This is a genomic window from Parabacteroides sp. PFB2-10 (assembly GCF_029893085.1).
Classification (GTDB): domain Bacteria; phylum Bacteroidota; class Bacteroidia; order Bacteroidales; family Tannerellaceae; genus QVMG01.
On the sequence record NZ_JARXWI010000003.1, the window covers coordinates 143,508 to 158,057 of the forward strand.

Here is a 14,550-nt window from a genome sequence, read left to right on the forward strand (position 1 = left end):
GATGATATGGTGATCGATACAGCCTTTGGAGGTAATGCCGCTGACCTCTTTACAGATGGAGGTATGGGCTTCCGGTCGGGGCTTATCCTGGGACTGAACCTGGCAATCATTGTTTTCGGCTCCATGCTGGTATTGGATATCTTCGATGGTACACTGCAACGGGTTTCGTTGGCCTCTTTTGTGTTGGCGATGGGGATGCTGGTCGATAACGCCATTGTGATACTCGACGGCATACAGGTCGATCTGCAACGGGGTGTTCCCCGGCGGGAGGCACTGACATCGATCGGACGGAAGACGGCGATGCCGCTACTGGGCGCCACACTGATTGCGATCCTGGCATTCTTTCCGATCTTTCTCTCGCCCGACACGGCAGGCATCTATGTGCGCGATCTCTTTATCGTACTGGCCGTTTCGCTGTTGATGAGCTGGGTGCTTGCGTTGACGCTGGTACCGGTTCATGCCGACAAATCGTTGAAGGTAAAGGTGAATAAGGGGAACGAAGATCCTTATAATAATAAATATTACAACCTGTTGCGCAGGGTGTTGACCTGGGGGCTGTCTCATCGCATGGTGACCTTGGGTGTCGGTATTGCCTTAGTCTTGGTGAGTCTCTTCTGTTACCGTTTCCTTCCCCAGGGCTTTTTCCCTGATATGGACTACGATCAGTTGTATATCGAATATAAACTTCCTGAAGGAATCAACAGCACACGTGTGAAAGAAGATCTTAAAACGATTGAAGATTATCTATTGTCGCGCGAAGAGGTGACCCATGTAACTACCTCGATCGGCGCTACCCCCAGCCGTTATAACCTGGTGCGCAGCATAGCCGACCCTTCCCTGTCGTATGGCGAACTGATTGTCGACTACACCTCGCCCAAAGCGTTGGTGGCTACGATGGGCGAGATACAGGACTACCTCAATGAGAACTATCCCGATGCTTATGTGCGTCTGAAACGATACAACCTGATGTATAAAGATTATCCGATTGAAGTACAATTCAGTGGTCCAGATCCGGCCGTCTTACGCGAACTGACGGCACAGGCGGTGGATATCATGAACGAAAGCCCCCAACTGTATATGGTCACCACCGACTGGGAACCGAAGGTGCCGACGCTGATGGTCGACTATAACCAACCGATTGCCCGGAATATCGGACTAAGCCGCCAGGATGTAGGACTCTCGCTGATGACCGCGACCGATGGCATCCCGACCGCCACCTTCTATGAAGGGATCGAGAGCAAAACGATCTATGTGAAATGTGTCGATAAAGAGGGAAACCCGATCGAATCGCTCGAAAACACGCCGGTATTCAGTATGATGCCTTCCCTTTCGGGTATCGATAAGCAAACCGTGCAGGGCTTGATTATGGGTACGGTAACAGAAGAAGACCTGCTTGCTTCCGCCCTGCAGACCGTGCCGTTGAGCCAAGCCTCTAACGGACTAAAGGTCGTATGGGAAGAGCCGGTGGTGATCCGTCGCGACGGCGAACGGGCGATGCGTGCCCAATGTAATCCGTTGCCGGGTTATGCCGTGGAGAATTCGCGCCAGACCATTGTCGAACAGATCGAAAACATCCCGCTTCCCGAAGGCTACAGTATGAAATGGGAGGGCGAACGGAGCGCAAGCGAGCAGTCGATGAAATACCTTTTTATGAATTATCCGCTGGCCATTGTGTTGATGATTGCTATTCTGATCATGCTTTTTAAAGACTACAAGAAACCGGTGATCATCATTCTTTGCCTGCCGTTATTGTTTATCGGTGTGGTATTCAGCGTGCTTCTCTCCGGAAAAACCTTTGGTTTTGTGGCGATCGTGGCCACCTTGGGACTGGTTGGGATGCTGATCAAGAACGGCATCGTATTAATGGATGAGATTACCCTTCAGATCGGAAGCGGCAAGGAACCGGTCAAAGCCTTATTGGATAGCTCGGCAAGCCGTTTCCGTCCTGTCATGCTGGCCTCGCTGACCACTATCTTAGGTATGATTCCTCTGTTGGGCGACTCGCTGTTCGGACCGGCGGCTGTGGTGATCATGGGCGGATTATTGGTGGGCACACTGATTACCCTATTGTTTATCCCGGTCTTGTATGCTCTCTTTTTCAAAATAAAGACGAATTAATAACTCCATAGAAACGCATAGAAATGAATCCGATAAAATATATAACGCTGATCGTTGCCGGTCTGTTCTGTTCCCTTTTCCTGTATGGTCAGGGCATGACATTGGAAGCGTGTCGCCGCATGGCATTGGAAAACAACAAGCAGATTGCGATCGCTGAACGCACGAAGGAGAAAGCGCATCTGACCGTGCAGGCTACGAAGACTAATTTCCTGCCGAAGCTGTCCGCGCAGGGGCTGGGCTATTACAATAATTCAAGCCGGGATCTGAACCTTAAGATGGGGCAGATGACCCTGTTTGATCCCAATGACCTGAGCGGCATGGTGCCTGCGGAATTGATGCCTCTCCTCAGCCAGTTCTCCGTTCTGGATATCCCTGATATGAATTTCAACCTGAAGACATCTAACACATACGTGGCAGGCGTGAACCTGGAGCAACCGATCTATATGGGTGGAAAGATTACGTCGGCCTATAAGATGTCGAAGGTGGGAGATGAGATTGCGGGCTTGAACCGTGAACTGACAGAATACGAGATTATCCTGGCCACCGACAAAGCCTATTGGGCCTGTGTGCAGGCACGTGAGTTGGAGAAGTCTGCCGCGCAATTCAAAACAACGGTCGAAGAGTTCCACCGGGTAGTACAGAATGCCTGTGAAGCCGGCATGAAGTCGAAAAACGATGTTATGAAGGTGCAGGTACAACTCAATCAGGCGGAACTGCAACTGCGCCGGGCGGAAAACGGCGTACGTCTCTCGCGCATGAATCTCTGCCACCTCCTTGGGCTTCCGCTTCAAAGCGAAATAATGCCAACGGAGAACTTCTCGGAACAGTCTTTTGAACTCAGCGGCATGGCCGATATCACCGCGCGTCCCGATTGGGCGATCCTCGACAAACAGATTGAACTAAAAAAGTACGAGAAACAATATGTCCGGAGCGACTTCCTCCCTCAGGTCGGCGTGCGCGGCTCTTACAATTACATCCATGGCATCCGGCTGAACAACGACCCTCTTTTCGATGGTGGCTCTTTTTCAGCGATGGTCTCCGTGCGTATCCCTCTGTTCAATTGGGGAGAGGGCGTCAAGAAGGTAAAGGCCGCCGAGCGGGAACGTCAGATCATGCAGTTGCAACGCGACGATCTGGGTGAAAAGATGTCTCTGGAAGTGGAACAAGCCCTGAACCTCTACAACGAAGCCTTACTTGAGATTAGACTCACCCGCCAGGCACTCGAGCAGACTGAAGAAAACCTACGCATGAGCCAAGACCATTATAATGCCGGGTTGGAAACAATCTCCGACTACCTGGAAGCGCAGACGCTCCGCCAACAGGCTGATGGTGAATACATCATCGCCCGCACAAAGCTGGAGATCCACAAAACGGAGTATCTGAAAGCAACCGGGAGGTTGTGAAATTGACATTTTGCTCTGCACTTCGCTTCGCTCGCTAAGCGATTATCAAATTGTCAAAAACGCGGGACTTTTTTTCCGAACTCCCGGGACTTTTTTCACAAACTCCCGGGAGAAACATTTTTTAACGTATCATATTGTAAAGCAAAATGGGCTTTTTGCTTACATTTTGTCAAACGGAGATTGCTTAGCCAAAGGAGCAGATCAAACAGCGTTCGCTGTAAAATAGTATATTTGTACACATGATACAATACAATAACAGCTCTGTACGCCGGCAGGATCGGTTGCTTCCTGAAGAAAGGGCGCTTCAGCTTCTGCGTGAAGGGGAATATGGCTATTTGTCGATGACACTTGAAAACGGTAAGGCCTATGGCATACCGCTCAATTATGTATGGACGGGAGAGGTCGTTTATTTCCACTGTGCGCCGGAAGGCATAAAGCTAAAAGCTATGGAGAAGAATCCGGCTGTCTCTTTTTGTGTGGTCGGGCATACGCATGTGCTTTCTGCTAAATTCACAACAGCCTATGAAAGTATTGTTGTCGACGGGCGGATGGAGCTTGTGGCGGATGACGAAGAGCGTATGAAAGCCCTCGAAGCAATTATCGACAAATACTCCCCCGAACATAAAGTCGTTGGTCTGAAATATGCGAAAGGATCGTTCCACAGGACATACCTGTTGCGCTTAACGCCTGAGCGCATGACCGGAAAATGCAAACAAAACCTGTAAGATCAGAAGCTGACGGAGAATAAACCCTCGACCTGGAAACTGCCATAATCAATAGGTTGCGTGAAACGCATTCCCACAGACAGGGGATAGCTCATGCGGATGACGTTCAGGTCGAAGATCATGTCTAATCCGGCAGCGCTTTGCTGTCTCCATCCGCTGGATTCATTTGCCTGATTCTTTGTCAGGTCATAGAAGAGGTTGCTGCGGACGCGCTGCAGGTAAAGTAGTCCTGCCAGGTTCCAGTCGGGCGAGGCAATCGTGAAGGAATAGTCGGCCTTGAAAGCCATCTGCTGGCGGGTCTGGTAGATATAGCCATATCCCCTGGGCTTGTCGATAAGGCGGGTAGGCATATACATCCAATTCTTATCTATACTTTGGTATTGATAACCCAGGCGAAGCATAAGTCCATGGTTCTGCATAATCCCCGGCCAGTAAGTAGTCAGCCGGGCAGCATACAGGCTACCGAAATTCTCATCGTCGAAAGGCATGGCAAGGTGTTGCAACCGCAGTTGATAGCCCCACTTTGGCAATAGGTCGCGCTGCGCCATGCGGCGATAGTTGTAGAAGCGGAGTTCGGAAAGGATATATTGAAAGTCTTTGAACTTCTTACTGTCGTGTTGCTGATACCGGTTGTTGGTATAATAATAGGTAACCGAAGGCTGTATGCCTCGTATATAATGATTCTTCGTCAGGTTGAAGGGAATATAGATGCGTGCCTCTCCTTCCAGGCGATTACGACCGGTTAGATGGGTTTCCGTCACCTCTTTATTATCTTTGTCCAACTTCCATGACATATCGAAAGCTTTACTGCCGTAGTCCAATTTCAGATCGATCACCGGATACCAGCCCGTATAAGTAAAAGAAAGTTTGCCGTGGTGATATCCTTTGTTGTAATACCAACCCACCTGGGTGATGGCGGTGTTCAACGCGTTTTGAGAGAATAGCGATATGCCGGGCTTCACAATAGTGGTCAGGTCATCACCACTGAAGTTCATCAGGTCACTCACGTCATAATAGATGGGTGCCCAACTGTGGATGTGAAACAGGTTTGCCCCTTTGCGGTAAGGCTTGGGTTCAAAGGGAATAGGCGTCCATGTAGCGGTATCGATATTGAAAGCCTCCTGCTTGGCCAATGTCTCTGCCAACGCGAAGCGATAGGGGTGATCGAAGTCGGCTTCTTCGGCGCGTAATGAATCGAGCGGAAGCGTTGCGATCCGATATCCTTTTGCCTGGTAGTCGGCGAAGAGGAGGTTTTTCTTATCGGCTGAGAGTGTCGGCTGGAAAGCCCCAAAACGTGCGGCGCTTATCCGGCTGATCTGCCGGGAGTCTGTATTCAGGGCGTAAATATTATTGGTTCCATTCAATCCGGATTCAAAGTAAAGGATTCCATTGTGCCAATAGGGCGAGGTGATATTGACTGAAGTTGGGGGAAGAAGTTCCCGGCTTTCTCCGGTCAACAGGTTCAGTTGCCGGATAGATAACCCTTGATTATCCAGGGCAAGAGCTATCACCTGATTCTTTTCCCCGAAGGTCAATTCTTTGGCAAAGGCATTTTCCGGCAAGGTATAATGGGCGATCTCTTCGCCATTTTCAGCATTTAATACTATGATTTTGTTTGTGCCGTCGGGCAAAGGGGACGATACAGCGATTCGTTTGCCTTCCGGATCAACGGCTGGAGAGAGATAACGCTTCCCGGGGGTCAGGATCTGTGTCTTGCCGGTTTGTAGGTCATATTGCTTGATAACCGCATAATTCTCATGCGTCCAGCGGGGACCACCCACGATCTCCGACCAATAAACCTTATGTCCATATAATTGAATGCGGCCATTGAGGATGCCGACGTAAGTGAGTCGCTTCTCTTTTCCATGCGTAAGAGCAACCAGGGCGTTGATATCATGCAGGCTCGACTTGACGGCAATGACCGTATGTTTGTTAAGCGATTGCGGATAACGGTAGGAGGTATAACGCGAAACCGCGGGAGAGGCGTAGGAAGGTATCCGGTAGTCTTTGTCCTGCTCTTTCCATTCTTTTTCCAGGAAAGAAAAAGTATTATTGAAAAGATCATTTACACCGCCGCCCGTATGATATTTTATGGCATTGATAAATGGGGGAAGATGAAGAAAACGGCTGACATAACGGCTGGTGATCTTATCCCATATATCCGCTCCGTAGGTCTGTTTGGCATACGAAGTCATATTATAACCCAGTGTGTAATAATCGCCTGTATAGTCTTTATAGGAACCCAGATACCATTTATCAAACGAGAAGGGCTTATCGGACATGATTTGCGCGCGGTATGCCATGTGGAACTCCGGCAATCGACCACGCCCACTGTTCGACATAGCTGTTTCGACCCCTACCGCGTCTCCTTCAAAAAACCATTTGGTGGCAAACAAAGAGGTGACACCAGCCGCCTGTTCTCCGATCAGGAAATACAAGGGACGGAAGATTCCGGTCATGAGTTTGCTGGTTTGAACCACATGGCGCGATTCATGAAGCACCAGGTGTTTCGTCCAGGCTTGCGATTCTATCTTATAAGAGGGAGTCGTGACCAGCTCCATGCGGCGCGGCGTCCAGGCCACCATACCGTTCGATTGCATATTGCCCGGATGCAAGACTACCGGGAAGATAGATTTGCGTGGCATACTAATCGTTTTCTGAACTTGCGGAAACAGATGTTCTAACTGGAGGGCATATTGATAAGCCATCGAATCCATCCCTTGCGGATAGATCAGTTTATAATGGGAGAGGTTTACATAATTCCATTTGTAGCGTGCCGGATCGTTTCCGTAATTCACAAACTGCGCTTTACTTTTCAGGAAGGGACACAAGCAACACAAAATGATAATAAGATATCTTGATGCAGACATAATTTTCAGCTAATATGCAAAACTATACATTATTCCGCACAAAAAAGCTATCTGCCGGATGGAATGATAAAAAAACTCCGTACGGCAATAGCCATACGGAGTCACCACACACGATACGAACCGCTTAAATCCCCGGGTCGTCTGTTACGCTCTTTCCGTCTTCACTGATCAGGCAATAGTAATCCCTGTCGCTTTTTTCCAGTTCAAACAGATAGAAAATGCCATCCGTTTTTTGGATAACATCGATATCATCGATCTTATATCCGTTGTATTTGGAGGTGCCTAAGGCATCAATAACCACCTGTGGCACATCCGCCCGGCGGATCTCCCATTTGCTAAAAACCCATTCTTCGGAATTATCGAAGTAGATCTCCTTATACGTTTTGCCATCTCTGATTTCAATTTCCAGGTAAGCCCCTTCACGATCGATATCCAAAATGCCGGAAGCGTTGGGGTAAAGCTCGCGTATCTTATCCATTATCTTTTGTGATACGGCAATTGGCAGATGCCCGGTATCGCCGTCTTCCTGCGTTACCTTTATCAGAATGCCCTCTTCACTGAAATAAAGATCGTACTCCTGCTTGCCTTTTTCAACCTCCAACACATAGACTACTTCCGTGTCGATCCGCTCCAGTTTATCAACATCATCCACACGCCAGTCGGCATATTCGGAAGCTTTGAATCCACTCTGAACGGCTACCGGCAGATCGTTGTATCGCAGGTCGGTCTCTGTCAATAGCCACTTGGCTGATTGATCATACCAGGCTTCCGATTCTTTCCCATCATAGCGAAATTCTACTGTCTTGTATCCGTGTTTGTTTTCCCACTCTACGCGCGTGGCACCTGGATATTGCTGCCGGAATGCCTGCACGAAAACATCTTCCGGAACCCAGTTGTCGTCGTTGCAACCGACCATTGTGACTAATCCCATGGCAAACAAGGCCATCATTAAAACTTTTGCTTTCATACCTTTTTAATTTTTAGTAATTGTTGTCTTTGTTTTTTCCTGTATTCATTTTCCTTCGATGAATGCTTAATCGGCATCCACCTCTATTATCTCTTCCTTTTTATTGAAAGAGAGTTCCATCCCGTTGTTCAGTTTGATTTCCCATTTTTTGAATTCTTTTTCAATAGCTAAAACCATTTGTTGGGGGAAGTTCTCTTTAATGTAGGCTGTTATTTTCTTTGGAATGATAACAGCTGGAACCGCTTCCTTCTTCCTTTCCACCTCTGTCCATTCACCGTTACGGGCAAAATTTACCTCCGTTCCGTCGACCAGGATCACTTCATAGCCCGATATCCAGAAAAGATATTTGTCTATTTCGACATAGGATATATGGGTATTTCGAAAGTGGGTATTGAGAAATTCACGGCTGGTGGCCGGCAGATTCTCCGCTGTAGAAGCGTTTCTGTCATTGTCGGCCAACAGGCTTGTCGATACGACCAACAACAAAACCAAACATAAAGGATAGATTCTTTTCATCTTTTGTATCTTTTTGATACAACAAAGAAAAGGATGGATTTGGGAAAGAAACTGGAAAAAATTATGAATGATGAATTATGAATTGGAGCGAAGCGGAAATCGCTTAGCGAAGCGTAAAGCAATTACTTCCCCTTAACCCAATTCATAATTCATCATTCATCATTCATAATTTCAACACGAACTGGTGCTTCCCATTATATTGGTAAGAGACGTCGATGTGGTAAAGGTCGGTAATGGATTTGACAAGTGCCAGTCCCAAGCCGGTAGAGTCGGGGCGGTTGGTTTGTTTGCCAAATCGTTGAAAGAGGCGTTCCCTGTTTAATTCCGGGCTTTCACTGGTATTGCTGATAATGATCCGGTCGGTCAGCATCTCAATATAGATCTCCCCGTCGGGTATATTATGAACAAACGCGTTCTTGATCAGGTTGGAGATCATCGTATTCGCCAGGTCTCTGTTCATGCGGAAGGTCAAGGATGCCTCTTTTATAAAGAAGACTTTGATATGTCGCTCCTCATGAATCTCTTTGAAATCGGCTACCATTCTCTCTATAATCTCCGCAAAGGCGATCTCTTCCGTTTCCGGGAACTGGCCATTCTCGATACGCGACAATAGAAGCAACGATTTATTCATCTTCACAATCCCTTGTAGGGTGCGGTGAATGCCGGCTATTTCCATCAGTTGTTCCTCCGTGCAATGAGGATCTTCGCTTAAGAGTTCCAGTCGGTTTATGCTGACCGCTAAGGGTGTTTGCAACTCATGAGAGGCCAGCTCGACAAACTGTTTCTGTTGGTTGTAGATGTCGCTTCCGCGTTGTGCTGCTTTGACAAATGCCTCGTTGAGCGTTTTAAACTCATCAATATGCGTCGCGTTAGCCAATGGCTGTGGCTTGGCCGGGTGATATCCGCGCAACCAGTTGAGGATGGCGTAGAGCGGGCGGAAGCTTTTCTTGAACACAATGTGCATAACCAGCAGTATCGCCCCGAGCAGAATGATGTATAATGCGATAATACTCCATACGATAGCCTCTTTCAGGTCTTCCTTTTCAAGGGTGGATATTTCTATTTTCAACTCATAACACTTCCCGTTGGCCGCCAGGAAATGGGTGCGGAGTACCCGGATCGGTTCATGCTCCCGTTCCACTTCGATGTATTTTGTGGAATCGAAGAATAGATCCCGTGACAGATCAGCCTGCTCAATGGGTATCTCCCGGATATAATAACTGTTCATAATGCCGATATTATCTCTCAACAGGCTTTCGTCTTCCAATACGTGTTTGATGATGATCTCTTTGTAATTCAACAGGGTATCATTGGTTTCGTCGTTCACCTCATGCATGATAAAGAAGTAAAAACCGAAAGCCCATACTGTCATAATGATCAGTAAAGGCACTAACAGATTCCGTAACGTATATTGGCTAAGTTTCATATCCTGTTATTCTTCGTATGTCATTTTATACCCGAACCCATAAACCGCTTTGATTTCCGGCTTCGCTCCCGAGGTTTTCAGTTTCTTTCGCAGGTTCTTTACCTGGCTGTAGATGAAGTCAAAGCTATCCACCTGATCGATGTAATCGCCCCAAACCGATTCGGCCAAAGCGTCTTTACTCAATAATCGTTCGGGATTGGTCACAAAATAATAGAGCAGGTCGAACTCCTTCCGGTTCAACAATAGCTCTTCGCCATCGATAAAAACCGTATGCCGGTCGGGATAGATAATGATATTGGCATAAGAGAGATTCATCTCGCCATCCTGTTGCTTGCGGCGGATAATGGATTTTATCCGCGCATTCAGTTCCGCCAGATGGAAAGGCTTGGTCAGGTAATCATCCGCTCCAAGGTCTAATCCTTTCACCTTATCGTCGATCGAGTCCTTGGCAGAGACAATGATCACACTGTCTTTCTTTTTCATCTTTTTCAACTCCTCCAACAGCGAAAGGCCACTACCGTCGGGCAGCATAATATCCAGAACGATGCAGTCATAGCTGTAATCATTCATCTTCCATAACGCTTCCCGGTAATTGGCTGCCCATTCCACCACATAACGCTCCTTTTCCAATGAGCGTATCATCACATCCCGCAGGGAGTCTTCATCTTCTATAACCAATATTTTCATACCTTGCCATTCTCTCAACTGACAAAAATAGCGAAACATTCTGTCAAAATTCTGGAATCAACGGATTATGATAAGCGCTGTGCCCATTTTTCTATATATTTGCAACAGAGTAGACCCAACTATTTCGTGTGCATTATTATTCGTAATTATTAAATATAGAGACATGAGAAATCACGTAAGAAAACCATTAATGAATTATTTCGCATTGGCATTATTCTTCTTCATTGCCATCTGCGCATCACAGACACTTTCCGCAGCCGTACGTCTTCCGAAGCTGATCAGCGACCGGATGGTATTGCAACGCGACACTGAACTGACCATCTGGGGCTGGGCCAATCCCGGCGAAAAGGTTACCGTTCGTTTTCGGGGCAATTATTATGATGCCGTAACCGATAGCCAGGGCAACTGGTCGCTGGTGCTTCCTCCTCAGAAAGCAGGAGGCCCTTTTATTCTCGAGGTGAACGAAATCATTATCCGGGATGTATTGGTTGGGGATGTATGGCTCTGCTCCGGACAGTCCAACCAAGAGACGCCGGTGGCTCGTCTGGTGGAGAAGTATCCGGAAATCAATGTATCTAACAACCACATGATACGCCATTATAAGGTACCGACACAAAACACCATCGAAGATCTGAAAGAGGATATCCCCGATGGAGCGAAATGGTATTCGGCAACCGCCTCCGACGTGATGAACTGGTCGGCACTGGCCTATTTCTATGCTCAGGAAGCCTATGCGAAATACCAGATACCTATTGGTATGTTGAATTCAAGTGTTGGTGGCACGCCTATCGAGGGATGGATCAGCCAGGAACATCTGAAGGAGTTTCCACAATACCTGTTCGACAAAACAGCTGCCGATAATGCGCGCAAGGCACGGATGGATAAAGGCGCCGGCAAATGGCAGGCAGAAGACCTCGATGATTCCGATTGGGCAACGATGACTATGCCGGGTTTCTGGCGCAACAAGGGACTGAATGCCCGCGGGGTGGTTTGGTTTAGAAAAGATATCGAGGTGCCAGCCTCCATGGATGGGAAGCATGCAAAACTCTATATGGGCACACTTGTTAATGCCGATTCGACTTTTGTAAATGGTCATTTCGTGGGCAATGTTACCTATCAATACCCTCCGCGTAAGTATGATATTCCGGCCGGCGTCCTGCATCAGGGCACGAATACGGTTGTCGTGAAGCTGACCGACGATTCGGGCGGTGGCGGTTTTGTGGAAGATAAGATATATAAGATTGTAGGCGATGATGTTGAAATCGACCTCACAGGCGACTGGAAATATAAGGTAGGAGTCGATTTGAGTGGTGCAAGCCAGCCTGGAGGAGGCATGGGCGGGCGACCCGGTACAGGTTCTGCTCCCAATATGAGGAATGCCGGTTCGGGCTACTATAATGGCATGATCTATCCAATCCGCCACTATCAGGTGAAAGGCGCTATCTGGTATCAGGGCGAGTCGAATGCCGGGCGATCGAAAGAATATGTCGGGCAGTTGAAAGCATTGATTAACAACTGGAGAGAACTATGGCAGATGCCACAGATGCCCTTCTTATTGGTGCAGTTGCCCAACTTCCAGCCCAAGCAAGCCGAGCCGTCGGAAAGTGGTTGGGCAGGCATTCGTGAAGCACAATTTAAAACGGCATTGCAGGTGCCTTATACAGCCATGGCGGTTACCTACGATGTGGGTGAGTGGAACGATATTCATCCGTTGAATAAAAAGGATGTGGCTCACCGCCTGTTCTTAGGTGCCCGCAAATTGGTTTACGGTGAAAAACTGGTGGCTTCAGGACCGATGTATAAGGAGATGAAAATAGAGGGCGATAAGATAATCATCACTTTCACGGAAACAGGAAGCGGCCTTGCCAGCAACGGTTCGTTAAAACATTTTGCCATCGCAGGCGAAGACCGGAAATTTGTCTGGGCCGATGCTATGATCCGGGGAAACAAAGTCATTGTCAGCCATAAGGAAATCAAAAACCCTGTAGCCGTTCGCTACGCATGGAGTGATAACCCCGAAGAGGCCAACCTGAAAAACAAAGAAGGATTGCTTGCCTCACCCTTCCGCACCGACGACTGGTAGGTCGCAAAAACACCTCGAAAAAGAAAAACCGAGTGTAAGCAGAGCCCCCCTGTTTTTAGTTAAAATAGGGGGGCTTTGCTTACACTACAAATGTTAACAAATACTAACTCCCGGGAGTTTGTTCGCAAACCCCTACCTTTTTGCGCGCAAACTCCTGCCGAAATATCAAAATGTCAAATTGCCTCTTTCGGTAAACGAACGATAATTCCATAGGTTCCTTTGAAAATAATGAAGCCGACATCCTTAGGCAAGGATGAAGAAATAGGTAGGGGAAACTTCCTTTTGTGAAGGGGATGTATGGAAATTAATTGTAAATTTGTGGCGTTTCTTGCTTGGATAGTAAGAATTCATTATTCCAATAACCAATTTAAAGGTAATGAAAAGAGACTCTGTTATTTTCGACATTATTGAGAAAGAGAAGCAACGCCAGCTAAAAGGTATCGAATTGATTGCTTCGGAAAACTTCGTGAGCGACCAGGTAATGGAAGCCATGGGGAGCGTGTTAACCAACAAGTATGCGGAAGGATATCCCGGAAAACGTTATTATGGCGGGTGTGAAGTAGTAGACCAAAGCGAAACACTGGCTATCGAACGTCTGAAGAAATTATTCAATGCCGAATGGGCAAACGTGCAGCCTCACTCCGGGGCGCAGGCGAATGCCGCTGTTTTTCTGGCAGTGATGAATCCGGGTGATACATTCCTTGGATTGAATCTTTCGCATGGCGGACACCTTTCGCATGGATCTCCTGTAAATAGTTCGGGGATTCTTTACCGTGCGACAGAATATAATGTAAAAGAAGATACCGGACGTGTCGATTACGATCAGATGGAAGAGGTGGCTCTGCGCGAGAAACCGAAAGTGATCGTAGGCGGTGGATCGGCCTATTCGCGTGACTGGGACTACAAACGTATGCGCGAAATTGCCGATAAGGTAGGTGCTCTGTTGATGGTCGACATGGCGCATCCGGCTGGTTTGGTAGCTGCCGGACTGTTGAATAATCCGTTGGAATATGCTCATATTGTGACCTCTACAACACATAAGACATTGCGCGGCCCGCGTGGTGGTATCATTCTGTTGGGAAAAGATTTTGAAAATCCCTGGGGAAAGAAAACACCGAAGGGCGAGATCAAGATGATGTCTCAGTTGCTGGATTCGGCTGTGTTCCCGGGCATTCAGGGAGGACCGCTGGAGCATGTAATCGCTGCAAAAGCAGTTGCTTTTGGCGAAGCCTTGGAACCGGAATACAAAACCTACCAGGCACAGGTGAAGAAAAACGCGGCAGCATTGGCACAAGCCTTTGTTGACAAAGGATATAAGATTATTTCAGGCGGAACCGATAACCATAGCATGCTGATCGACCTGCGCACCAAATTCCCGGAACTGACCGGAAAGGTAGCGGAAAAAGCATTGGTGGCTGCTGATATTACGGTGAACAAGAATATGGTGCCGTTCGATAGCCGTTCGGCCTTCCAGACTTCCGGTATCCGTGTGGGTACGCCAGCGATCACCACCCGTGGTGCCAAGGAACCGTTGATGCAGGAGGTTGTGGAACTGATGGATAGAGTGCTTTCTGCTCCGGAATGTGACGCAACGATTGCAGCTGTACGCGAGAAGGTGAACAGCATTATGAAGGAATATCCGCTGTTTGCCTGGTAAACCGGCCGACAAGCGATCTCAATAAGGCAAGACAGGGCAAATGCGTGAAGGTATTTGTCCTGTCTTTTCATTTTAAAGAGGAGTTTGGTGTTTGCCTT

9 protein-coding genes and 1 pseudogene are annotated in these 14,550 nt (G+C 47.8%); 5 read left to right on the forward strand and 5 right to left on the reverse strand.

Annotated elements, in window-relative coordinates:
* Window positions 1–63 precede the first annotated feature (63 nt).
* From M2137_RS03880 to M2137_RS03890, 3 genes and pseudogenes are all read left to right on the forward strand, one after another.
* Window positions 64–2,118: pseudogene (locus M2137_RS03880) on the forward strand (efflux RND transporter permease subunit); the annotation flags it as partial.
* 23 nt (window positions 2,119–2,141) lie between these two features.
* Entirely contained in the window at window positions 2,142–3,521 is a 1,380-nt protein-coding gene (locus M2137_RS03885) for a TolC family protein (protein WP_280765147.1), read from the forward strand.
* A 242-nt stretch (window positions 3,522–3,763) separates the two neighbouring features.
* On the forward strand, window positions 3,764–4,246 hold the full coding sequence (locus M2137_RS03890) for a pyridoxamine 5'-phosphate oxidase family protein (protein ID WP_280765265.1): 483 nt from the start codon (window positions 3,764–3,766) through the stop codon (window positions 4,244–4,246).
* Window positions 4,247–4,248: 2 nt separating this feature from the next.
* Here the strand turns inward: M2137_RS03890 and M2137_RS03895 are convergent, their stop codons facing one another.
* The 5 genes from M2137_RS03895 to M2137_RS03915 all read right to left on the reverse strand — a co-directional run bounded on the left by M2137_RS03895 (window position 4,249) and on the right by M2137_RS03915 (window position 10,712).
* Window positions 4,249–7,116, reverse strand: coding sequence for a hypothetical protein (locus M2137_RS03895; protein ID WP_348538026.1), 2,868 nt, complete (start codon window positions 7,114–7,116; stop codon window positions 4,249–4,251).
* A 124-nt stretch (window positions 7,117–7,240) separates the two neighbouring features.
* Window positions 7,241–8,083: a PepSY-like domain-containing protein gene (locus tag M2137_RS03900; protein WP_280765149.1), complete on the reverse strand. Its 843-nt coding sequence runs from the start codon at window positions 8,081–8,083 to the stop codon at window positions 7,241–7,243.
* Window positions 8,084–8,149: 66 nt separating this feature from the next.
* Window positions 8,150–8,599, reverse strand: coding sequence for a PepSY-like domain-containing protein (locus M2137_RS03905; RefSeq protein WP_280765150.1), 450 nt, complete (start codon window positions 8,597–8,599; stop codon window positions 8,150–8,152).
* 163 nt (window positions 8,600–8,762) lie between these two features.
* Window positions 8,763–10,025 carry a HAMP domain-containing sensor histidine kinase gene (locus M2137_RS03910; RefSeq protein WP_280765151.1) on the reverse strand — a complete coding sequence of 421 codons (1,263 nt, stop codon included), beginning with the start codon at window positions 10,023–10,025 and terminating at the stop codon, window positions 8,763–8,765.
* 6 nt (window positions 10,026–10,031) lie between these two features.
* Window positions 10,032–10,712, reverse strand: a complete 681-nt coding sequence (locus tag M2137_RS03915) for a response regulator transcription factor (protein WP_280765152.1) — start codon at window positions 10,710–10,712, stop codon at window positions 10,032–10,034.
* Between the two features lie 163 nt (window positions 10,713–10,875).
* Between M2137_RS03915 and M2137_RS03920 the strand changes: the two genes are divergently transcribed.
* Both M2137_RS03920 and glyA read left to right on the forward strand, forming a co-directional pair.
* On the forward strand, window positions 10,876–12,795 hold the full coding sequence (locus M2137_RS03920) for a sialate O-acetylesterase (RefSeq protein WP_280765153.1): 1,920 nt from the start codon (window positions 10,876–10,878) through the stop codon (window positions 12,793–12,795).
* A 376-nt stretch (window positions 12,796–13,171) separates the two neighbouring features.
* Window positions 13,172–14,452: a serine hydroxymethyltransferase gene (glyA, locus tag M2137_RS03925; RefSeq protein WP_280765154.1), complete on the forward strand. Its 1,281-nt coding sequence runs from the start codon at window positions 13,172–13,174 to the stop codon at window positions 14,450–14,452.
* Window positions 14,453–14,550: the final 98 nt, after the last annotated feature.

Coding starts and splice junctions, on each gene's coding strand:
- M2137_RS03900 (WP_280765149.1), bottom strand. CDS start 8,083: ATGAAAGCAAAAGTTTTAATGATGGCCTTGTTTGCCATGGGATTAGTC.
- M2137_RS03915 (WP_280765152.1), bottom strand. CDS start 10,712: ATGAAAATATTGGTTATAGAAGATGAAGACTCCCTGCGGGATGTGATG.
- M2137_RS03885 (WP_280765147.1), top strand. CDS start 2,142: ATGAATCCGATAAAATATATAACGCTGATCGTTGCCGGTCTGTTCTGT.
- glyA (WP_280765154.1), top strand. CDS start 13,172: ATGAAAAGAGACTCTGTTATTTTCGACATTATTGAGAAAGAGAAGCAA.
- M2137_RS03905 (WP_280765150.1), bottom strand. CDS start 8,599: ATGAAAAGAATCTATCCTTTATGTTTGGTTTTGTTGTTGGTCGTATCG.
- M2137_RS03895 (WP_348538026.1), bottom strand. CDS start 7,116: ATGTCTGCATCAAGATATCTTATTATCATTTTGTGTTGCTTGTGTCCC.
- M2137_RS03920 (WP_280765153.1), top strand. CDS start 10,876: ATGAGAAATCACGTAAGAAAACCATTAATGAATTATTTCGCATTGGCA.
- M2137_RS03910 (WP_280765151.1), bottom strand. CDS start 10,025: ATGAAACTTAGCCAATATACGTTACGGAATCTGTTAGTGCCTTTACTG.